17 protein-coding genes are annotated in these 21111 nt (G+C 66.2%); 7 read left to right on the forward strand and 10 right to left on the reverse strand.

The features are described from left to right. Nucleotides 1-126 precede the first annotated feature (126 nt). Nucleotides 127-1608, forward strand: coding sequence for a cell wall hydrolase (locus QX070_RS25755; RefSeq protein ID WP_315739968.1), 1482 nt, complete (start codon nucleotides 127-129; stop codon nucleotides 1606-1608). 4 nt (nucleotides 1609-1612) lie between these two features. On the opposite strand, the gene QX070_RS25760 is transcribed toward QX070_RS25755, so the two are convergent. From QX070_RS25760 to QX070_RS25770, 3 genes are all read right to left on the reverse strand, one after another. Next, nucleotides 1613-3958, reverse strand: a complete 2346-nt coding sequence (locus QX070_RS25760) for an ABC transporter substrate-binding protein (RefSeq protein WP_315739969.1) — start codon at nucleotides 3956-3958, stop codon at nucleotides 1613-1615. Between the two features lie 152 nt (nucleotides 3959-4110). Next, nucleotides 4111-5004 carry a hypothetical protein gene (locus QX070_RS25765; protein ID WP_315739970.1) on the reverse strand — a complete coding sequence of 298 codons (894 nt, stop codon included), beginning with the start codon at nucleotides 5002-5004 and terminating at the stop codon, nucleotides 4111-4113. Nucleotides 5005-5854: 850 nt separating this feature from the next. Beyond that, complete coding sequence (locus tag QX070_RS25770; RefSeq protein WP_315739971.1) at nucleotides 5855-7453, reverse strand: L-aspartate oxidase; 1599 nt, start codon at nucleotides 7451-7453, stop codon at nucleotides 5855-5857. Between the two features lie 357 nt (nucleotides 7454-7810). On the opposite strand from QX070_RS25770, the gene QX070_RS25775 reads away from it, so the two are divergent. From QX070_RS25775 to QX070_RS25795, 5 genes are all read left to right on the forward strand, one after another. Further along, nucleotides 7811-9058 (forward strand): MFS transporter, encoded by a 1248-nt coding sequence (locus tag QX070_RS25775; RefSeq protein WP_315739972.1) that lies wholly within the window; start codon nucleotides 7811-7813, stop codon nucleotides 9056-9058. Between the two features lie 64 nt (nucleotides 9059-9122). Next, nucleotides 9123-10109, forward strand: a complete 987-nt coding sequence (locus QX070_RS25780) for an MDR family oxidoreductase (RefSeq protein ID WP_315739973.1) — start codon at nucleotides 9123-9125, stop codon at nucleotides 10107-10109. Between the two features lie 114 nt (nucleotides 10110-10223). Next, nucleotides 10224-10877 carry a hypothetical protein gene (locus QX070_RS25785; RefSeq protein ID WP_315739974.1) on the forward strand — a complete coding sequence of 218 codons (654 nt, stop codon included), beginning with the start codon at nucleotides 10224-10226 and terminating at the stop codon, nucleotides 10875-10877. A gap of 176 nt (nucleotides 10878-11053) precedes the next feature. Then, complete coding sequence (locus tag QX070_RS25790; RefSeq protein ID WP_315739975.1) at nucleotides 11054-11287, forward strand: DUF6894 family protein; 234 nt, start codon at nucleotides 11054-11056, stop codon at nucleotides 11285-11287. 459 nt (nucleotides 11288-11746) lie between these two features. Next, nucleotides 11747-13435 carry a methyl-accepting chemotaxis protein gene (locus QX070_RS25795; protein ID WP_315739976.1) on the forward strand — a complete coding sequence of 563 codons (1689 nt, stop codon included), beginning with the start codon at nucleotides 11747-11749 and terminating at the stop codon, nucleotides 13433-13435. 12 nt (nucleotides 13436-13447) lie between these two features. On the opposite strand, the gene QX070_RS25800 is transcribed toward QX070_RS25795, so the two are convergent. The 7 genes from QX070_RS25800 to QX070_RS25830 form a co-directional block, all read right to left on the reverse strand. After that, nucleotides 13448-16132, reverse strand: a complete 2685-nt coding sequence (locus QX070_RS25800; protein WP_315739977.1) for a DUF2339 domain-containing protein — start codon at nucleotides 16130-16132, stop codon at nucleotides 13448-13450. A 193-nt stretch (nucleotides 16133-16325) separates the two neighbouring features. Next, entirely contained in the window at nucleotides 16326-16832 is a 507-nt protein-coding gene (locus tag QX070_RS25805) for a tyrosine phosphatase family protein (protein WP_315739978.1), read from the reverse strand. 101 nt (nucleotides 16833-16933) lie between these two features. Continuing rightward, complete coding sequence (locus QX070_RS25810; protein ID WP_315739979.1) at nucleotides 16934-17158, reverse strand: hypothetical protein; 225 nt, start codon at nucleotides 17156-17158, stop codon at nucleotides 16934-16936. Continuing rightward, nucleotides 17155-17394: a hypothetical protein gene (locus tag QX070_RS25815; RefSeq protein WP_315717219.1), complete on the reverse strand. Its 240-nt coding sequence runs from the start codon at nucleotides 17392-17394 to the stop codon at nucleotides 17155-17157. The genes QX070_RS25810 and QX070_RS25815 overlap by 4 nt, the downstream gene beginning before the upstream one ends. A 1-nt stretch (nucleotide 17395) precedes the next feature. Then, complete coding sequence (locus tag QX070_RS25820) at nucleotides 17396-18013, reverse strand: HD family hydrolase (RefSeq protein WP_315739980.1); 618 nt, start codon at nucleotides 18011-18013, stop codon at nucleotides 17396-17398. Then, nucleotides 18010-18639, reverse strand: a complete 630-nt coding sequence (locus QX070_RS25825) for a DNA-3-methyladenine glycosylase I (protein WP_315739981.1) — start codon at nucleotides 18637-18639, stop codon at nucleotides 18010-18012. Before QX070_RS25825 ends, QX070_RS25820 begins: the two co-directional genes overlap by 4 nt. Before the next feature lie 9 nt (nucleotides 18640-18648). Next, a complete protein-coding gene (locus tag QX070_RS25830) occupies nucleotides 18649-19533 on the reverse strand; it encodes a folate-binding protein (protein ID WP_315739982.1) in 885 nt (294 codons plus the stop codon). 198 nt (nucleotides 19534-19731) lie between these two features. Here QX070_RS25830 and QX070_RS25835 point away from each other — a divergent pair, with 198 nt between their 5' ends. Further along, nucleotides 19732-21066 carry a dihydroorotase gene (locus QX070_RS25835; RefSeq protein ID WP_315740182.1) on the forward strand — a complete coding sequence of 445 codons (1335 nt, stop codon included), beginning with the start codon at nucleotides 19732-19734 and terminating at the stop codon, nucleotides 21064-21066. The last annotated feature ends 45 nt before the right edge of the window (nucleotides 21067-21111 follow it).

A 21111-nucleotide genomic window follows, 5' to 3' on the forward strand; every position in this document is an offset into this window, starting at 1 on the left:
CCTGTTTCACAATTGCAACGCGGATTAACTCCTCGGCAACCTAAACCCGATACGAAGAGAGAAGATCGAATTGCACGGAAGCACTGTTGTTCGGTCGATCCAGTAAGCGTTGCGTTGAGCGTATCGATGTTAGTTCTGCGTCCCGATCCGAAGGGCGCGCGATTTGCGTCCTTCGGACTCGGTCTCTGCGTCTTCGCTCTGATGCCGACAGAGACCGGGTATCAAGACATCGCTTCTCTGCTCGCCCGCCAGCCGGGCGTCGCCGAACGCTGGCAGAAGCGTGTGTTCTCGGCTGCGGCCTCCATTCAGCTCGCCACCTATAGTTTCGGTCGTCCGATCGGAACCTCGGCGCCGCAGGCGGTGAGCATCCGCCTCGCAAGCCTCGATGGGCGCGATCTCGACATCACCGGATCGACGCCGCGCAATCCGGCGCTGCAGGTTCCGCCACGCTATCAGGCCTCCGACTTCCCCAAGGTCGATCGCACGCTGAAGGGCGATCGTCTCGTCGTGCGCCCCCCGACGCCGTCGGCGCAGCCGACCGAATCGGCCGCGCCCGTCGAGCCTGCGCCCTCCGAGCCTGCACCCACGCCCTCGACGCAACCCAATTCGAACTCCTCGGTGTTCGGCGCCAAGACGACGGAAGCACCGGCGCAGGCGCCGCTCCCGCAGCGTTCTGCACTCGATCCCGAATTGCAGGAGGCGCTGAGCGCGCCGCCGCTCGTGCAGTACGACGCGGCGAAGTCCGAGATCCAGCCATCGGGCGAGCTGAAGCCTGCAGCCGACCAAATTCTGGCAGATGGCGCCGTCAGCTATGACGGCCTCACTATCAAGACGTCCAACCTCTATTTCGGCACGTCGTCGCTGGGCGTTGCCGCCGGAACCATGGAGACATGGCTGCCGGGCGAGGCGCCGCTGATCGTGATGCCGGATCCGGACCTCAAGCCGATGGCGGTGCTGTCACATCCGGCCGACGATGCCGCCAAGGCCGGTGATGGCGGCGAGAGCATCGCGCCGAAAGGCGAGGTCAACACCGACAATCAGCGCGACAGGACTCCGGCCGAACGGTTGAGCCTCACGGACGAGAAGGCGCGCTTCAAGTCCGAGAAGTGCCTTGCCGAAGCGATCTATTTCGAATCCCGCGGCGAGGCGGTGCGCGGCCAGATGGCCGTGGCGCAGGTCGTGCTGAACCGGGCGTTCTCCGGCTATTATCCGACGACGGTGTGCGGCGTCGTCTACCAGAACAAATACCGCCACTTCGCCTGCCAGTTCACCTTCGCCTGCGACAACAATCCGGATGTGATCCGCGAGCCCGAGATGTGGGATCGCGCCAAGAAGATCGCGAAGGCCATGCTGGATGGGCTGATCTGGCTGCCGGAGGTGGGCAAGTCGACCCACTATCATGCCTATTGGGTGCGGCCGTCCTGGGTCGCCGAGATGAAGCGCATGTACAAGTTCGGCGTTCACACCTTCTACCGGCCGAAGAAATGGGGCGACGGCAGCGACGCGCCGAGCTGGGGCACGCCGCAGCAGACCGCGGCCATTTCGGCCGAGCTCACCGAGGCCGCCAAGAGCGAGGCCGAGAGCAATCCGAACTGGACGCGGCGCTAATCATCTAGCGACGCGTCGCATTCCACTCGAGAAAGCGGCGATACAACTCGGTCTGGCGCGCCTGGTCCGGCGGCGTTGCGGCCGCCGGCTTTGCCGTGACAGGAATGCGCGGGGACGGTGCGGCGGCCGCTACCGGCTTCGACGGTTTAACGGTGGCCGTAGTGGCCGCCGGAATCCGTGTCGTCCCATCGAGCCATTCCTGCGCGGCCCGGAACCTGGTCCAGCCGGCGACCGGCGCGCGCGGCGCCATCTCCTGCCATTTCGGATGGAAGGGAGGCCGCTGCAGCTGCGACATGCGCGAGAACAGCGACTCGACCAGCAGCGACAGCCGGCGATCGCGGTCGCTTCCCGGCTGCCAATTATACGACGCCAGGATTGCCTCTGCTGCGATCGTTTCCACCGACTCGGAATTGGAGATCAGGTTGGGGTAGTCGTCCGCGGTGAGCTTGGATGGAAGGTAATCCTCGCGCAAGGTCTTGTCGTAGCCGACCGGGACGAGGTGCAGATTGGCATCCGTGATCTGGCTGAGCCAGGGCACCGGCTTGCCGTCGACCGCAATCATCGCGTCGATCTCCCCCTTGCGCAACATTTCGAGCGCGATGCGCGGCTCGATATAGAGCAGATGCGGCTTGATCTCGAGCCGCTCGAACACGTTGATCGCGGTCACGAAGGTGCTGCCGTCCGGCAGGTCGACCGCAACGGTCTTGCCGTCGAGCTCCCGCATGGTGCGGATCGATCGCGGTGCCAGAACATGCATTTCCTCGTTGAACATCTTGGTGACGTAGACGAGCTGATTGCGGATGTTGCTCGCGAAGTCCTTGCGTTCGAGATAGGACAGCGTGTCCTTGCGCACGATTCCCACGTCGACGCCCTTGAGCATGAGGATGTCGGCCACCGCCTGAACCGAGCCGCTGCCGAGGACCGGCATGACCCGCAGGTTGATGCCGTCATTGAGGACCGAGGCGACGTCGGCGCCCATCTGGGAATAGGTGCTGCCATACGAGCCCGTCATCAGGCTCACTGTATTGGCGTTGAGCTGGCTCGCGAGGTCCCGCTTGGCCGACGCATAGCGGAAGATCGCCTTGAAGGAATCGCTGACCGCACCCGGGTCGATTCCGCTGCGCACCGGCCCGAACCGTTCCCAATGGCCATCGACGAAACGCTTCATCTGCATCTGCTCGATCGGCGCGTGGTCGCTGGCGCTGGTATTGGCGACGATCCCGGGAATCAACATGGGAATTGGCGTCCCCTTCAAGGAACGCGCCTGCCTCATGATGTTGTCGCGAGAGAAGTCGTCGCCGCAATTGCGCAGGACCGCAACCATCAGGTTGGCAAGCGCGTAGCCCACGATTCCCAAGCTGTTGTTCTTGCTGATTGCAGGCGCGTAGCGATCCATGAACGCGGACCACTCGGCGAAGCCGGGATCGCCGCCCTGCACACCGCCCTCGTACAGGATGGTGGCGGAAAGCAGTCCTTCCGCGTTCTGCAGGCCTGCAGGCTGCAGCACGGTGGCAACCGAATCCGAAACCGTGGGGATGATGTGCTCGGGTCTCCAGCCGAGCTCGGCGAGGCGGCGGATCGCGAGCACCGTGAATTTCGGGGTGCTGACGTCGACCAGGATGTTGGCTCCGGCGGTCTTCAGCTTCGCGATCTGCTGATTGATGTCGGCATCGGTGACCGCGTAAGCCGCTTCCGCGACGATCGGCAGCTTGCCGCCGAGCCCGTCCTTCAAACCCTTCAGATAGTCCTTGCCGAACTCGTCGTCTTGATAAAGCACACCGATGCGCGTGCCACCGGCATGTTGCTCGAGCAGATATTGCGCGTGAATATGAGCTTCAATCTGGTAGCTGGGTTGCGCTCCCATGGTCCAAGGATAGTCGCGAGGCTGATCCCAGATCGAGGCGCCGGAGCCGACGAACAATTGCGGTATCTTGTTCGCGTTGAGATAAGGCCGCACCGCCGCGCTGGTCGCTGTTCCAACGCTCGCAAAGATGACGTCGACCTTGTCTTCCTCCACCAGCCGTCGTGTCAGCTCCACCGTCTTCTGCGGATTATAGCCGTCGTCATAGGAGATGTAGGTGATCTTGCGGCCCCTGATCCCGCCCTCGTCATTCACCTTCTGGAAATAGGCGGAGATGACCTTGCTCACGCTGCCGTAGGCGGCCGCCGGCCCGCTGTAGGGCGTCGTATTGCCGATCCGGATCTCGCCCTCGGCAGCATGCGCCAGGCCTGGCACGGCGGCAAGCACGAGGAGCAACGCCACGGTCGGAGAACCCGGCGCGCCAAGCAGCCGAGGACCACGGGGCGCCGACGACAAGGCCGGTTGCAACAGACGATCAAACATTCCCATCATGGACCTCATCACGCAACACAACACTTTGCGGGGACGCGCGTCGCCCGCACGACACCATCGACCAGGATCCGGCGGTCCGCGCCCCGCCGCAATTCCTGCGCAGCGACCGGCGTGAGACCGCGCTGGATCACCCGGTTTCGAAGCTCGGGTCACTCGAGCCGCCGTCGAGCCTCGAGTGACCCGAGTTCGGCGGCTCTCGCGTACCAGGCGCGGGCCTTGGCCGGATCGGGCGCGACGCCAACGGCTTTCAGGTTGGACAAGATCGCGGGGTCATAGGTGCCGGCCAGCGTCAGTGATGCTTCGGCGTCCGCTTCCGCGACATGCGCCAGGATCAGGCGGGCACTCGCAACGTCGCCCGCGCCGATGAGATCGCGTCCGCGCTTCAGCATTTCGCTGATCTCGTTCTTGGTCAGCGCAGACGCGGCCGCCGGTGCAGGGCTCCTGGTCGCGATGGTCCGAGATGCTTTCGGCGGAATTGACTGCGGGGTCTCGCCTCCGCCCGGAGCCGGCTTGACGATCGGGACCGACGCCACGATCGAATCGGCCCGTCCGATCGTGTGCGCCGCGGCGTCCAGCGATGCTTGGCCGTCATCGGATTTCGATTTCCCCGCTGTCCCGAAGTTTCGGGGAGACGATGAAGCGGTCGCTTCAGACTTCGTAACTGTTTCAATGTTCGGAGCCTGCATGATGCGCACCGCAAAGAACGCGAGGCACGCAAGCGCGGCCACTGCGGCACCGAACCGGAAAACAGAATCGAATTCGAGCCGTTCGGGCGGAGGTGGAGGCATCACGACGGGATCGAGTGAAGGGATCTGCCAGGATCGGTCCGCTTCTGCTGGCGCCATTGGCATCGGCGCATCGTCAACCGCTGAAGCGGTTTGCCACCACGGCCGGGAGAGATCGGTGGCCGCATCCTCATCAGGCGCAGACGTCGCATGCGCGAGGCTGTTGGACAAAGCGGCAGGCTTTGCCGGGCGCCAACGTTCGCTCTGCGCATCACCCACGGTGATCCGCGATCCGCTACTCCGCAATAAGGAACTCATCCTCAACTACTCCTGCGGACACGCGCCATCGCGTCGCCCCGCAACACTCCCTGGACCGTTTGGCGCCTTTCTGCTCGGCGACTCGGCTTCCAAACCGGCGGCGAGACCGATGACCGAATCTATGGCCATGCCAAGCGGTGAATCGGCGATCTGGCAGCCGTGAATTCCCATTTCCTCGTCAGCAGGACGGACAAAACGCGCGCTACTACTTGAGCACCGCTAAATTTCGACCATCTCTTTTTCTTATTTGTACAGGTTCTGCGGTTCTTTTGCCGAAATCATGGCGAACCTGTCCAGCCATTTAGTTGGTGCTGGTAAATGCCGTCGGCGCCGGGGCGCACGAGATAATGCGGCGGCGTCTGGCCGAGAACGATCTGAAGCCATGGCGCAGGAGCATGTGGCGTATCCCCACAGATCGATGCGAATTAGTCGCGCGCGTAGAGGATGTGCTCGATCCGTGCGGCGATTCGCATCAGCGTCAGCCGGTGATCTGCTTCGACGAAAGGCCTCGTCCAACTCATTGGCGAGGGCCGCTCAGATCGTGCGCGTGATGACTACGAGCACCAGCGCAACGGTACGGCCGATTTGTTCGTCCAGCGCCCGCGGATCAATGGATGCACGCGGCCGACACGGCACGCACTAATTACATCGTGCCTGCTCCCAAATACCGGCGAGGCAGCAAATAACAACGAGTCGTGATATCTGTATTGGGCGACGATGGCTGCTTCGTCATGAGCACCGTCATTCCGGGACAAGGCCGCAGGCCCTGAACCCGGAATGACGGTGATCACGAATGACGGTGAAAACGCGACTGCCGAGCTCCGTCGTGACGCAGTCGGATCAGCTCTTGCTACGCGCTCAACGGCCGCGACTGCCGCGCCGTCGGCCGTGCCGCGAGCTCGTCGGCGATCTCGCGGGCAGCGGCCAGTGTGGTCATCGTCCGCTGCGCGAAGCTCGGATTCTCGGCCGGGCAATCGGCGCGGCAATGCGCGCCGCGGCTCTCGCGCCGGCTCCAGGCCGCGGTGGCGATCAGCAGCGCGGCGCTCGCCATGTTGCGCAGCCTCGGGCTGCCGGCGTCGCGCTCCATCCTGGCAATCGCGGCGATGGCCTCCGCCAGCCGCTCCTCGTCGCGAATGACGCCGAGCTGCGCCGTCATCGTCTCGCGCAGCGAGCTCGCCGCAGCGCCGGCACAGGGGCCGGCCGGATCGGCGAACGCAATGTCCTGTAGCGTGGAGGGCGCGGTGAACGTCCGGCCGGAGATATCCTCGGCGATCCGCTGGGCGAACACCAGCGCGGCGAGCAGCGCGTTGCCGGCGATGTGGTTGGCGCCGTCCGTTGCCGTCGCGGCGACTTCACCCGCCGCCCAAAGCCCCTCGATCGAGCTGCGGCCCTGCGCGTCGACCGCGATCCCGCCCATGTGGAAATGCGCCGCCGGCGCCACCGGAATCGGCTGCCGGGTGGGATCGAGCCCCGCGGCGGTACAGGCCCGGTGCAGCATCGGATAGCGTTCGGCGACGTCGTCATCGAGCACGTCGCGTGCGTCGAGAAAGGCGCCGCGTCCGGCGATGATCTCGGCCATCACGCCGCGCGCCACCGTGTCGCGCGGGGCAAGATCGACCAGCGGATGGCGCGGCAGCATGAAGCGCTGGCCGCGCCGGTTGACCAGGATGGCGCCGGCGCCGCGCAGGCTCTCGCTCACAACCGGCGCCGGATCGTGACCGGTCATCATCGCGGTCGGATGAAACTGAACGAACTCCGGATCGGCAATGACCGCGCCGGCGCGCGCAGCGATGGCGAGGCCGATGCCGGTGGCGTGCGGCGGATTGGTGGTCGTGGCGAACAGACGGCCGATGCCGCCGGTGGCCAGCACGATTGCCGGCGCCGCGATCAGCACCGGCGCGGCCGCATCGTCGTCGGTCGGCCGCAGTTGCAGGCCACGCACCGCGCCGTCTTCCGTCAGCAGCGCGTCGGCGACATGGCCCTCGATGATGCGGATCGAGGGCGTTGCGCGCACGGCTTGAGACAGCGCGGTGATGATCGCCTGTCCGGTGAAGTCTCCGCGAACGCTGAGAATCCGTCGCGCGGTGTGCGCAGCCGCACGAGACGTCGCCAGCCTGCCGCTGTGATCACGATCGAAAGCCACGCCGAGGCGGACCAGGTCCTCGATTGCAGCCGAAGCGTCGCGCGCGAGCGCCAGCGCAGCCGTCGCGTCGACCAGGCCGCCACCGGCAGCGATCATGTCGGCGGCATGGCTATCGGGGCTGTCGCCGGATGAAACCGCTGCCGCGATGTCGGCCTGCATCGTCGCGCCGAACGAGGCCTCACCCAATGCGGTCGCGGAGATCAGCGTGACCGGCTGCGGTGCGAGCTTCAGCGCGCAGAACAGTCCGGCAACTCCGGCACCAACGATCACGACGCGGCCGGATGTCTCGATCTGATCGTGGTCCATGTGATGTCCAAATTCCACATTCCGTGCGCATGTGTACCGCGGTACCTGTTAGTTCTTCTTCAGAGACTTCCTTCGCTGTTTATCGGTGTTTGGCGACAAATAGCGGCTGTTCTGAAGGTCACTCTCGCACAGGATGAATCGTCGTTTGCGACTCGCGCATCAGGACGTTTCGCGCCGGGACAAGGACGCATGAGCGAGTTCCGCCGCGGGAACTCGCTTCGGATGACACGTGCTCATGGCTGGCCGCCGCATCGAAATTTTTCATGGCTGGGTTCCGCTTTTGAGCTTGGGAGTTCAATGCAGATGCATTAATCGGAAGGGCGCGGCGGACAGCGACCGCAGCAGGGGAGGACACGGATGTCGGTACAGGCAGGCGATCTCGGCACGGCCTCCCGCAGCCAGAGCTGGCGGACGCCGGTCGTCATCATCGTGTGCGGCTGCGCGATTGCGCTGCTGAGCTTCGGTCCGCGCTCCAGCCTCGGCTTCTTCGTGCAGCCGATGAGCCGTGAATTCGCCTGGGGACGCGACGTGTTCGCGCTTGCGGTGGCGGTGCAGAACCTGTTGTGGGGGCTCGGTCAGCCGCTCGCCGGCGCGATCGCCGATCGTTTCGGCGTGATGCGCGTGATCTGTGTCGGCGCGCTGCTCTATGCCGGCGGCCTGCTGATGATGCGCTATTCCAGCTCGCCTCTGTCGCTGAACATCGGCGCCGGCGTGCTGGTCGGCTTCGGCCTGTCAGGCTGCTCGTTCAATCTCATCCTGTCGGCGTTCAGCAAGCTGCTGCCGCCGGAGCGCCGCGGCATCGCGCTCGGCGCCGGCACGGCGGCCGGCTCGCTCGGCCAGTTCCTGTTCGCTCCCTTCGGCGTCGCGCTGATCGACCAGTTCGGCTGGCAGAGCGCGCTGATGGTGTTCGCAACGCTGATGCTGTTCATCGTGCCGCTGTCGCTCGCCGTGGCGACGCCGCCGGCGGCCGAGGCCAAGCCGTCGGAGGCCGAGCAGCAGTCGTTCACGACCGCGCTGATGGAGGCGTTCGGCCACCGCTCCTACGTGCTGCTGGTGCTCGGCTTCTTCACCTGCGGCTTCCAGCTCGCCTTCATCACCGTGCACCTGCCGGCGTTCCTGGTCGATCGTGGCCTGTCGGCGCAGGTTGGCGGCTGGGTGATCGCGGCGATCGGCCTGTTCAACATCATCGGCTCGCTCAGTGTCGGCTGGCTGCAGAGCCGGCTGCCGAAGCGCTACATCCTGTCCTTCATCTATTTCACCCGTGCGCTGGCGACGCTCGCCTTCATCTCGTTCCCGGTCACGGCGGCCTCCGCGATCGCCTTCGGCGCGGTCTCCGGGCTCGCCTGGCTCTCCACGGTGCCGCCGACCTCGTCGCTGGTCGCGATCATGTTCGGCACCCGCTGGCTCGCCACGCTCTACGGCTTCGCCTTCGTCAGCCACCAGGTCGGCGGCTTCCTCGGCGTCTGGCTCGGCGGCATCGTGTTCGAGCGCTACGGTTCCTATACGCCGATCTGGTGGCTCTCGATCCTGTTCGGCGTGCTGTCGGCGCTGATCAACCTGCCGATCGTCGAGAAGCCGGTCGCGCGTGCCGTTCCCGCGACCTGAGTTGCGCGGCCGACCCGATCGGCTAAACATGGCGTGAGACAAAGAAAGCGCAGGGAGTGCCGCTGTGGGAACGTTCAAGGCGATCCGGATCGACAAGGCGGACAAGGGAACGACCGCGACGCTGACGCAGTTCGATGAAGCCGAGCTGATGGACGGCGACGTCACGGTCAAGGTCGAGTGGTCGGCGCTGAACTACAAGGACGGGCTGGCGCTGACCGGCAAGGCGCCGGTGGTCCGGCGCTTCCCGATGATCGCGGGGATCGATTTTGCCGGCACGGTCGAGCAGTCCAGCCATCCCGCCTGGAAGCCGGGCGATGCCGTGATCTGTACCGGCTGGGGCATGGGCGAGACCCATCTCGGCGCCTATGCCGAGAAGGCGCGGGTCAAGGGCGATTGGCTCGTCGGCCTGCCACAGGGCCTGTCGGCCCGGGATGCCATGGCCATCGGCACCGCCGGCTTCACGGCGATGCTGGCCGTGCTGGCCCTGGAGAAGCACGGGCTGACGCCGGCCAGCGGGGCGGTGGTGGTGACGGGCGCGGCCGGCGGCGTCGGCTCGGTGGCGACGGCGGTGCTCGCCAAGCTCGGCTACCACGTGATCGCCTCGACCGGCCGCCTGGCCGAAGCCGACTATCTCAAGTCGCTCGGTGCCGCCGAAATCATCGACCGCAACGAGCTGTCCGGGCCGGCCAAGCCGCTGGCGAAGGAGCGCTGGGCGGGCGGCATCGACAGCGTCGGCTCGCATACGCTCGCCAACCTGCTGGCGATGACCCAATATGGCGGTGCCATCGCCGCCTGTGGCCTCGCTGCCGGCATGGATTTGCCATCGTCGGTGGCGCCGTTCATTTTGCGCGGCGTATGCCTCCTCGGCATCGATTCGGTGATGTGCCCGCTGCCGGCGCGCAAGGCGGCCTGGCAGCGCCTCGCCACTGATTTGGATCGCGCAAAACTAGCTGAAATCACTCACGAAATTTCCTTGGACCAAGTGGCGTCGCTGGGGCTGCAGATTCTCGCGGGCCAGGTCCGCGGCCGTACGGTGGTAAGAATATCCTGAGGATGTTCAGACTTTTCAAACCATGCTGCTCCATTGTTGCCATGGTTGGTATGGTAAGCATGGGGTAAAGATACCGCCTTACCCGCTGCGTTGGGTTAAGTGGGAGTTTGATGCATGCTCGCGCGTATATTGCTGGGGACCGTGACTGCCGGTGCCGTGATTGCTCCTGCGGTTGCGGGTTCGATGACAGCCGACGAGGCCCGCAAATTCGTCGCCGGAAAGGTGTTCGCCTTCACCTGCGTCGACGGCACCCGTGGCGCGGGCCGCATCCTCGACGACATGGGCGCGGCGGGCGCGGTGCAGTTCTCCGGCTCTGGCCCGGTGCGTCATATCCGCCTGCCCGGCAACACCCTGCAGATTCGCGGCCAGAACGTTTGCGCTGCCATCAAGGGCATGCCGTTCGAGCCGTGCTTCAACCTCGACAAGAAGGACGACCGCAGCTTCCGCGGCTCGGTCTCCGGGCTCGGCGCCTTCGCCTATTGCGACTTCCAGCATCAGGGCGGAGCCACCATGCTGATGGCGCGCGCCGTGGCGCGGCCGCGCGCCGCGCGCGCTGCTGTTCCCGCTGCCGACGGCTTGCACACCGAAGTGGCGGCGCGGGTCGAGACCCCGCGGGTGGAGCGCAGCAAGGTAGAACCCCTGAAGGCGGATCCTGCGAAGGCCGCCAAGGCCGAAAACGCCAAGGCCGAAAACGCGAAGACCGAAATTACCAGATCCGATAACGCGAAGTCGGATGCGGCGCCGGAGCTGCGTCGCTCGACCGATTAGTTGTTAGTTCACCGATTATTGAAAAACCAGTCCCCTATTAACATAGAGCAATATTTTAAGCTGACCGCACGTTAGTGGTCATTGCGCCGTAGTCGTACGGAATCTTAAATTCATGCCTCGGTAGTGACTCGTGTGCAGTTTGCAACCAGGGGGGTGGCCCACGAGAAAGGGTCGTTATGTCGCTTTATTTCTTCCGAATCAGCCAGGGCCGCTATTCTGGCGCTGCTGATCAGCCTTATGAATTCGCCAACCGGGAAACCGCCTGGAACGAGCTGACGGCTGTCTGCTCCGACCTGATCGGTGGCATCTCGAAGTCGTTGCAGCAGGGGGCCGAGTGGCAGATGGAGCTGCTCGACGAAGCCAAGCAGCCAGTGTTCCGGATCCGCCTGATGTCCGAAGCGGTCGGCTGAGTTCCAACTGTCCGGGTGATTGCGCCGCTGGCCATCGGATTCGAGGTCCGGTGCGCCGTGGCGCCAGTCCGCTGAGGGCGTGTTCTCCGTCCGTCACACTTCTCGCGCTCAGACGGCGTTTGTGATGTTGCCGAACGCAGTTCGTGGTTTTGCTTCCACACGATCCGTCAACGGTATCGGGAGATCCGGTGCCTCGGGCGCCGGTTCAGGAGCACCGCGCCGTCCCTGAGGGCCATCATTTTACGCGCATTGTCAGTAATCTTACGGTTCCAAGCATTAACCTCCGATAAGCCTGTTTCGCGCCCAATGAGGTCGTCAGAGACGACATGCGGGTTCGGAATTTTCGGAGCCCTCTGATCCTCTGACCTCGACCGCGCAGCGCAGCGCAGACCTGGATGTTCGGGCCGTCTCTGGCGCTGGCAGAACGCGGCCGAACCACGCAGTCAGCTGGGGTCCTCCGTGTCAACAATGTCCATTCGTACGAAGATCATTTCGGTCATCGCCTTCATGCTCGTCACCATGTGCGGGCTCGGCGTGCTCGCCGTCACCAGCATGCAGTCGATCAACGTCAACACGGTCGACATCGCCACCAACTGGTTGCCAAGCGTGCGCGCGATCGGCGAGCTGCGCGCCGACATCAACCTGCTGCGCATCGCCTTGCGCGCGCATGTGATGTCGGAGACGGCCGAGGCCAAGCAGGCCGCGGAGAAGCGCGTCAACGGAATCCTTGAGACGATCAACAAGGACCGCAAGACCTACGAGCCGATGATCACCTCGGCCGAGGAACGCGCGATCTACAACAACTGGGTGCAGTCCTGGGAGAAGTACGTCGTCGCCGTCAAGCAGGTGATGGATGAATCCAACAAGAGCGTCGGAAAGATTCCGCGCGAGGCCACCGAAATGCTGGAAAAGTCGGCCGCGGCGATCGCGCGCGACGCCGACAAGTATTTCATCCAGGACATCGAGTTCAACAACAAGGGCGCCGACAACGCGACGCGGCAGGCTGCCGAGAGCTTCTCGCGCGCGATCTGGCTCGTGGTTTCGATCATTGCCGCCGCCGTCATCGCCGGCATCGCCGTCGGATTCTATCTCGTGCAGAACGTCTCGTCCGGCATCGCGTCGATCATCAAGCCGATGCAGGAGCTCGCCAAGGGCGATCTCGGCGCGGAAGTCACGCATCGCGGCGAGCCGAACGAGATCGGCGCCATGGCCGATACGCTGCAGGTGTTCAAGGAGGCGCTGATCGCCAAGAAGGAGGCCGACGAGCTCGCGGCCCACGATGCCGAGGTCAAGATCGAACGCGGCCGGCGCGTCGACAATATCACCCGCCAGTTCGAGGCGACCATCGGCGAGATCGTGCAGACGGTGTCGTCGGCCTCGACCGAGCTCGAGCATTCCGCCGGCGCGCTGTCATCCACCGCGACGCGTTCGCAGGAGATCTCGACTGCGGTTGCGGCTGCTTCGGAGGAGGCTTCGACCAACGTGCAGTCAGTCGCGTCCGCGACGGAGGAGCTATCGTCGTCGATCACCGAGATCAGCCGCCAGGTGCAGGAATCGGCCCGCATGGCCACCGAGGCCGTCGACCAGGCGCGCATGACCAACGATCGCGTGAGCGAGCTGAGCAAGGCCGCGGCGCGGATCGGCGACGTCGTCGAACTGATCAACACGATCGCCGGCCAGACCAATCTGCTGGCGCTGAATGCGACCATCGAGGCCGCTCGTGCCGGCGAGGCCGGCCGCGGCTTCGCGGTCGTCGCCTCCGAAGTGAAGGCGCTGGCCGAGCAGACCGCCAAGGCGACCGACGAGATCGGCCAGCAGGTGTCCGGCATCCAGGCGGCGACACAGGAATCGGTCGGCGCCATCCGGGCGATCTCCACGACCATCGAGCGGCTGTCGGAAATCTCGTCGGCGATCGCGGCGGCCGTGGAAGAGCAGGGTGCCGCCACGCAGGAGATTTCGCGCAACGTCCAGCAGGCATCGGAGGGCACGCAGCAGGTTTCTGTGAACGTCGTCGACGTGCAGCGCGGCGCGACGGAAACCGGAACGGCCTCCACGCACGTGCTGGCCGCGGCGCAATCGCTGGCCTCGGACAGCGACCGGCTGAAGCGTGAGGTGGCGTCGTTCCTGGAGTCGGTGCGCGCGGCCTAATCCGACATGGCGCTACGCCGCCGGCTGAGCCGGCGGCGCCTGCTGCTGCCGTCGGAACAGCACCTTCTGGTACAGCCAGCCGATCGCGACCAGCACCAGCCCGAGCCCGATGAATGACAGAGCGCGCCACACGCCGGTCAGCGCCGACATGTCGATCAGGAAGGCCTTCAGGATCGTCAGCGCGATCACGATGGCGGACGCCAGACGGGCGCGTTGCGACTGCACGATGATTCCGATCCCGAGCAGCACCACGCCGAAGGCGAGCCAGGCGATCGAATAGGTGTACTGCTCGGCCGCGCTGGTCGGCCCTGCCGTCAGATCGGGGCCGTGATAGATCCGGCGGATCTCGAGGCTGACATAGGACAGCGCCAGGATCAGTGCGCCCGCGGCCAGCGTATTGCCATAGGCCGGCGGACGGCGGCCTGCGACCGCGTAGGACAACAGCAGCATCAGCACCGCCGGGAACGCATAGGCCAGGATCAGGATGTTGAGCAGGCCGCCCTTGATCGCGACATCCGAGATCATCGGGTTTTCGAACAGCAGCAGGCCGAGCACGGTGGCGCCGCCGGCGAAGCCGGTCAGGATCACGGCGCTGATGTTGTGCACGATGCTGCCGCTGCGCTCCCGCAGCCGCTCCAGCCCGATCGCCAGCGCCAGGGCCACGCAGACGTCGAGCCCCACTTCGGCGAGCGACGGCACCGCCAGCATGTCGCCGTCATTGACGGCGTGGCGGATCTCCAGGAAGGCGAGCAGGGTCGTGAACAGGATGGCGGCGGCCTCCACCGCGCGCAGCGGCGCGTCGTCGCCATGGCGGCGCATCAGATAGCTCGCGCCCCAGAACGACGCCGCCGGCACGCCATAGCCCCACAGCAGCCAGTTGACGATCGGCGTGGTGCCGACATCGGCGCCGACGATGCGCGGATCGTAGCCGATGCGCAGCACGACGAGCCCGGCAAAGACCGCCGCCAGCGTGCGCAGGAACGGGATCGGCCGGCTCTCGAAGATCCAGGCGGTGCCGAGCGACATCAGCGCCAGCGCGATCGTCAGCCAGCCTTTCTCCAGCGCGAAGGTCAGCGCCAGCGCCAGCGCGGCCAGCGTGCCGGTCGCGAACAATGCGATCGAGGCACTGAGGCCCGGACGCTCCTCGCGCCGGGTCAGCGCCTCGGTGGCGACGGCAAACGCGGCGGCGAGCACGACGGCGACGATCGCGAACGGAATCGAGCGGTCGAGATGGGCGATGCGCGCATAGAGCGCGACAAGAAGCGCCAGCGGCGTGAACACGCCGGCCGCCGACCACACCACCGGCACGACCGCGTTGTGCGAGCGGCCCTGCGCCAGGAAGCCGGCGCCGCCGAAGCCCAGCGCGAAGATCGCCGCCGTCACCAGATGCGACGTGACCGACGCGCCGAGCGGGTTCGGCCCCATCCCGGGCAGCGCGCCGCCGGGCAGCACCAGCAGGTCCGGATTGTCGCGCAGCGCCCATTCGGCGAACACGAGGAACACGGTCGCAGCGGCGGCGGCCACCGCGCCGACGGCGCTCGGCGCGCGCCAGGCGACCGCGAGCGTCGCCGCGACCAGCACCGTGAAGCCGATCAGCGCCAGGCCGTCATGGAAGCTCGCCAGCACGACCAGCATGGCGCCGAGCAGATAAACCGCCAGGCCGACGGATGAGATCGGCTCGACCTCGTCGTTCTCGGCGGCGGGTCCGAACATGAAGCCGCAGACCACGATCAGCGCGGCCAGCGCGAAACCAACAGCGACGTGGAAGACATGCGGCGCCACCGTCTCGACGCCCGCGTCGAGTCCGGGCAAGGTCCACAGGAACGACAGCCCGATCGTGGTCATCGCGAGCCAGCGCCACAGCCGCACGCGGGCCAGCGCAAAGGCGGCGGCGGTGACGATGGCGAGGTAGATGTAGAGCGCCCAGTAGTTCGGCTCGCCGGTCGACACCAGCACCGGCGTCGTGAATGCGGCGACGAGGCCGAGCCCGGCCAGCGCCGGGCCGTGCAGCAGCGCCGCCGCCAGCGTGCCCAGCGCGACGATGCCGAGCAGCACGAAGGCGATCGCGGGCGGCAGGAACTCATAGAGCGCGTAGGCAGCGTAGATCGTGGCGAAGGCGACCGCCGTGCCGGCCGCGGTCAGGATCGCCGGAATGTTGGCGATCGGCAGCGCTGCGATCTGCGAGATGCTCTCCTTGCGCCGGGTCCATTCGCCGGCCGCGAGCAGCGCGGCGGCGAACAGCGCGCCGAGCGCGACGCGCACCTCGGGGCCGACGAGGCCGGCCTCGATCGAATAGCGCACCATGAAGAAGCCGCCGAGCGCCAAGGTCAGCCCGCCGATCCACACCACCCAGCGGGTGCCGATGCGCTCCTCGAAGCCGGCCGCAGGCTGCGGCACGGGTGGCGGGGACGCGAGCGGCGGCGGCTGTTCGGCCGCGTCGTCGCTCGCCATCGCCGCGGGCTGGAGAGCAGGCTCGGTCAGCTCCGGCAATGGCGGCGGCATTGGCGGGGCTTCAGCGGGCTCCTGAAGCGGGCTTAGCGGCGGCGCGACCACCGGCGCAGCCGCGATCGGGCGTGTCGCCTCGAGCTTGGCCAGCCGGGCCTGGACCTCGGCCAGGCGATCGGAAATCCGGCGCGCGAAGGCGAGCGCCGCGAACGCGACCAGCAGCGCGATCCAATCCAGGGGCCAATCGAACATCACGCGGGGAATCCTCAATCGATGGCGCCGATGGGCGTCAGGGGTGGAACGCGCCGGCCTGCGGGTGGACCGCTGGCGCAGCGAATCGGCCGACGGCCCACGGCGGGTCACCCGATGGCCGTCGTTCCCTCTGTGTCAAACCGCGGAACAAAAGTTCAAGGCGCGCCGGTACGCGGCTCCGCCGCGTCGCAACTCAGTCCAGATCGATCCGGAACGGCGCGCTGTCGACCATCATGGCGCCGGGCCCGATCGCGTCCAGCGCGCGCACCATGCGCCCCTGGCGGCCCAGTGCCCTGTCGGCCAGGCTGACGATCAGCCGGTTCGGCGAGGCGATCGGCGAGGCCTGGCGGATCGCCCAGGCGATATCGAGCTCGTCGCGATTGGGGTTGAGCGCGCAGGCCGTGGCGAAGGCGCTCGCGGTGGAGCGGCTGATGCCGGCATAGCAGTGGATCACCAGCGGCGCCGCACGATCCCAGCCGCGCACGAACTCCAGCACCTGGGCGACGTGATCCTCGCTCGGCGCCATGAAGCCCGGAAGCTGCTCGGTGATGTCGTCGACCGAGACCCGCAGATGGTTTTCGGGGCGGATCGTCTCCGGCCGCTTCACCTGCTCGACATTGGCCATGATGGTCAGCACGTGGCTGGCGCCGGTCAGGCGCACGGTCTCGGGCAGGGCGGCGAGTGAGCAGACGTGGATCATGGCGAGCCTTTGGAGGCCCGATTATACGAATGGGGGCACAAGGGCAAAAGCGGGTTTTGGATGTCTGCTGTCGGGCTGGCGCATATATGCGCCGACAGCCCTCAGCGCGTGTTCTTGAGCTGCCGCAGCTCCTGGCGAACCAGATGGGCCTTGCCTTCGATCTCCGCGTTCAGTCGCTCGAGATGGTCGAGGAGCCGCTCACGGTTCTGGGGGGCGATCTCGACCGGTTTCTCGGACCAGGGCCGGCGCACGAAGAGGGCCACGATGGCGACGGCCAAGGCGGTCAGAAGCGGAAAGCTCAGGGCAACGAGCTGGTGCAGGGTCATCGAAGACCTCCCAGGATCCACTGACCCAGCAAATGTATGAGCACTCCGGTGATAATGCAAACGACGCCCGACCCGTAGATCAGGCCCGCGGGGGTGCTGGGCGGCAGCACCCCATAGACGAACTGGGCAAGCGGCACGAACGTCCCGGCGGTGACGATGGCCGTCGCCAGCGTGTTGACCCAGTTGGCCGCCAGCTTCAGCCGTTCATTGCGGCGCTCGTCCGGCGTCAGCGGCATCTCAGCACGACCCCAGCACCGCGTGGAAGCGGGTCAGGAACTGCTTCTCGGCCTTGGCCGCGCTCCAGGGCGTCAAATAGTCCGCCACGGTGGCATCCGGCAGGCCGGGGTCGCGACCGAACAGCTTCTTCGCCTCGCTCTCCGAGAAGCCGGCCAGCCGGGTCGCCTCCAGAAAAGCGGCGCCGCGGTCGGCCGCCTTGATCTGGCGCTCGATCTCAGGAGCAATCTCCGCCGGCAGCCCGAAGCGGATGTGGATCGCCCCGAGCAGCCGCTTCTCGACGCTCTTGTAGCCGTCGCCGAGCACCGCCTTGAACGGCGAGATCATGTCGCCGATGACGTATTCCGGCGCATCGTGCAGCAGCGCGGCGAGCCGCAGCCGGGCATCGATGTTCGGCTTGCGCGCGCGCATCACCGTCTCGACCAGCAGCGTGTGCTGCGCGACCGAGAAGATGTGCGCACCGGTGGTCTGGCCATTCCAGCGCGCGACACGCGCGAGCCCGTGGGCGATGTCGGCGATCTCGACATCGAGCGGCGAGGGATCGATGAGGTTGAGCCGCCGGCCGGACAGCATGCGCTGCCAGACGCGGTCGTGCCCGCTCGGGGCCTTGTCAGTCGTCATTTGGGAGGCTTGAGGCGTGGGGTGCGGCGCTTGCCGCTGCAGGTCTCGTGGCAGAAGCAGGTGACGAGATGGTCGTTGACCATCCCGGTCGCCTGCATGAAGGCGTAGACGATCGTGGGACCGACGAACTTGAAGCCGCGCGAGGCCAGCTCCTTGGAAATCTTGATCGACAGCGGTGTCGAGGCCGGCACGCTCGCGGTGGTCTTGAACTGATTGACCTTGGGCGCCCCGTCCATGAAGTTCCACAGCAGCTTCGAGAAGCCGGGGCCCTTGTCCTGGATGTCGAGCCAGGATTTCGCGCTGAGAATCGTCCCTTCGATCTTGGCGCGGTTGCGCACGATGCCGGCATCGTTCATCAGCGCGTGAATCTTCTTGTCGGTGTAACCAGCGATCTTCTCCGGCTGGAAATCGTCGAAGGCGCGGCGGAAATTGTCACGCTTGCGCAGGACCGTGATCCACGACAGCCCGGCCTGGAAGCCGTCGAGGATCAGCTTCTCGAACAGCGCGCGGTCGTCATATTCCGGCACGCCCCACTCGGTGTCGTGATAGGCGACATAGAGCGGATCGCTGCCCGGCCAGGGGCAGCGCGTCAGGCCATCGGGATGGACGACAGCAGCGCGACCCATGAGACCGGCTCAGGCGACCGTCTGTTTCGGCGCGCCCTGCAGCGCGTCGGGATCAGCGATGCGCAGAACGAGGCCGCCGGCGGTGAGCGGCGTTCCCGCCTCCAACGCCTCGGCGGCGCGGTCGATGCGCAGCAGCGCCATGCCCCTCTGCGCGGCGGCCGAGCCCATGGTGCCGATGGACTTGTCGCCGGCCAGAATCGGCGTGCCCGGCTCGGGACCCGGCCCGTCGAGCAGCACCTTCGCCGCGCGCGTGCGCGTGGTGCCGCGATGATGCATGCGGCTCACGACCTCCTGGCCGACATAGCAGCCCTTGCCGATGTCGACGCCGTGCAGCCGGTCCATGTTGGTCTCGTGCGGGAAGGCATCGCCATACGTGAAGTCGAGCCCGCCGCGCGGCACGCTGCAGTCGATACGATGCGCCTCATAGGCGTCGGTCTCGACGATCTCGGCCCCGAGCCGTGCGGCGATCTCCGCGAGCGCCTCCTGCGGCGCAATGACGCGCGCGCCGAGGCGCTCATGACGCGGATCGACGAAGCTCGGCTCCGGCGTGGCGCCGATGGCGCCATCCCAGACCGCGATCACGCCGAGCTCTCCGGAGCGATTGCTGACCGCGACCTTGGCCCTGAGCTTGTAGAGGTTGAGCTTGTCGGTGAGCGCCTGCGCCAGCGCGCGCGGACAGTCGAGCAGGAAGCGCTCGCCGGCGTCGGTCGCCGGCACCTGCGCCACCAGGAAATCAACGATGATCTTGCCCTGCGGCGTCAGCAGCGCGCCGAACCGGGCATCGCCGGGCGTGAGCTTGGTGACGTCGGTGGTGAAGAGACCGTTGAGGAACTTGCGTGCATCGTCGCCGCTGACCTGGACCACGCCCCGGTCGTCGAGAAACGTCGCCTTCATCCGAAAAACCTCTTGCGACAGGCCGCACTGAAACGTAAGCCGCCCAGGCATAAACCACAAGGCTGAAACGCCGCCGCGCGGTGGCTTCATTCTAAAGATCGAGACTCGCGTGCCACCGGAGGCCAGCAAATGGGCAGGCGCGCAGCATGATCGATCTGTCTTGGGGCGGTCAGGAGAATGAAATCCTATGAGGGCTTCATGAGCGCGCGCTTCGACGTCATTCTGAAATCCGGCACCGTGGTCAATCAGGACGGCGAGGGCGTCCGCGACATCGGCATTTCAGGCGGACGTATTGTCGAGATCGGCGATCTCGGCACAGCCTCGGCCGCCGAGATCATCGACTGCAAGGGCCTGCACGTGCTGCCCGGCGTGATCGACACCCAGGTGCATTTCCGCGAGCCTGGTCTCACTCACAAGGAGGACCTCGAAACCGGCTCGCGCAGCGCCGTGATGGGCGGCGTCACCGCCGTGTTCGAGATGCCCAACACCAATCCGCTGACGGTGACCGAAGAGGCGTTCGCCGCCAAGGTCGCTGCCGGCCGCCATCGCATGCATTGCGATTTCGCCTTCTTCATCGGCGGCACCCGCGAGAATGTCGAGCAGCTTCCGGTGTTGGAGCGCGCCGAGGGCTGCGCCGGCGTAAAGGTGTTCGTCGGCTCCTCCACCGGCTCGCTGCTGGTCGAGGACGACGACAGCCTGCGCCGCATCTTCCAGGTGATCCGCCGCCGTGCCGCGTTCCACGCCGAGGACGAGTACCGCCTCAACGAGCGCAAGGACCTGCGCGTCGAGAACGATCCGCGCTCACACCCGGTGTGGCGCGACGAAGAGGCGGCGCTGCGCGCCACGCAACGTCTCGTCACCCTCGCGCACGAGACCGGCAAGCGCATCCACGTGCTGCACATCTCCACCAAGGAGGAGATCGTGTATCTGCGCGACCACAAGGACGTCGCCACCGTCGAGGCGACGCCGCATCATCTCACCTTGGCGGCGCCGGAGTGCTACGAGCGGCTCGGCACCTACGCGCAGATGAATCCGCCGGTGCGATCAGTCGATCATCGCGACGTCATCTGGTGGGGCGTCCACCAGGGCATCGTCGACATCCTCGGCTCCGACCACGCGCCGCACACCGCGGAGGAGAAGTCCAAGACCTATCCGGCCTCGCCCTCCGGCATGACCGGCGTGCAGACGCTGGTGCCGATCATGCTCGACCACGTCAACGCCGGTCGGCTGTCGCTGCAACGTTTCGTCGACCTCACCAGCGCCGGCCCCGCCCGCATCTACAACATCGCCCGCAAGGGCCGCATCGCCGCCGGCTACGACGCCGACCTCACCATCGTGGACCTGAAGCGCAGCGAGACCATCACCAACGAATGGGTCGCCTCGAAAGCCGGCTGGACGCCCTATGATGGCCTACGCGTCACCGGCTGGCCGGTCGGCACGTTCGTCCGCGGCCAGCGCGTGATGTGGCAGAGCGAGCTGCTGACGCCAGCGACCGGCGAGCCGGTGCGGTTCATGGAGACGCTGCGGCCGTAGCGGCGCTACGCGTTAGTTTGCTCCGTCATTGCGAGCGCAGCGACG

This window comes from Bradyrhizobium sp. SZCCHNR1093 (assembly GCF_032381175.1).
Classification (GTDB): Bacteria; Pseudomonadota; Alphaproteobacteria; order Rhizobiales; family Xanthobacteraceae; genus Bradyrhizobium.

What these genes read in the sequence shown, in the direction of transcription:
- QX070_RS25755 (WP_315739968.1), top strand. Translation starts at nt 127, where the DNA reads ATGTTAGTTCTGCGTCCCGATCCGAAGGGCGCGCGATTTGCGTCCTTC.
- QX070_RS25760 (WP_315739969.1), bottom strand. Translation starts at nt 3,958, where the DNA reads ATGGGAATGTTTGATCGTCTGTTGCAACCGGCCTTGTCGTCGGCGCCC.
- QX070_RS25765 (WP_315739970.1), bottom strand. Translation starts at nt 5,004, where the DNA reads ATGAGTTCCTTATTGCGGAGTAGCGGATCGCGGATCACCGTGGGTGAT.
- QX070_RS25770 (WP_315739971.1), bottom strand. Translation starts at nt 7,453, where the DNA reads ATGGACCACGATCAGATCGAGACATCCGGCCGCGTCGTGATCGTTGGT.
- QX070_RS25775 (WP_315739972.1), top strand. Translation starts at nt 7,811, where the DNA reads ATGTCGGTACAGGCAGGCGATCTCGGCACGGCCTCCCGCAGCCAGAGC.
- QX070_RS25785 (WP_315739974.1), top strand. Translation starts at nt 10,224, where the DNA reads ATGCTCGCGCGTATATTGCTGGGGACCGTGACTGCCGGTGCCGTGATT.
- QX070_RS25790 (WP_315739975.1), top strand. Translation starts at nt 11,054, where the DNA reads ATGTCGCTTTATTTCTTCCGAATCAGCCAGGGCCGCTATTCTGGCGCT.
- QX070_RS25800 (WP_315739977.1), bottom strand. Translation starts at nt 16,132, where the DNA reads ATGTTCGATTGGCCCCTGGATTGGATCGCGCTGCTGGTCGCGTTCGCG.
- QX070_RS25805 (WP_315739978.1), bottom strand. Translation starts at nt 16,832, where the DNA reads ATGATCCACGTCTGCTCACTCGCCGCCCTGCCCGAGACCGTGCGCCTG.
- QX070_RS25810 (WP_315739979.1), bottom strand. Translation starts at nt 17,158, where the DNA reads ATGACCCTGCACCAGCTCGTTGCCCTGAGCTTTCCGCTTCTGACCGCC.
- QX070_RS25815 (WP_315717219.1), bottom strand. Translation starts at nt 17,394, where the DNA reads ATGCCGCTGACGCCGGACGAGCGCCGCAATGAACGGCTGAAGCTGGCG.
- QX070_RS25820 (WP_315739980.1), bottom strand. Translation starts at nt 18,013, where the DNA reads ATGACGACTGACAAGGCCCCGAGCGGGCACGACCGCGTCTGGCAGCGC.
- QX070_RS25825 (WP_315739981.1), bottom strand. Translation starts at nt 18,639, where the DNA reads ATGGGTCGCGCTGCTGTCGTCCATCCCGATGGCCTGACGCGCTGCCCC.
- QX070_RS25830 (WP_315739982.1), bottom strand. Translation starts at nt 19,533, where the DNA reads ATGAAGGCGACGTTTCTCGACGACCGGGGCGTGGTCCAGGTCAGCGGC.
- QX070_RS25835 (WP_315740182.1), top strand. Translation starts at nt 19,732, where the DNA reads ATGAGCGCGCGCTTCGACGTCATTCTGAAATCCGGCACCGTGGTCAAT.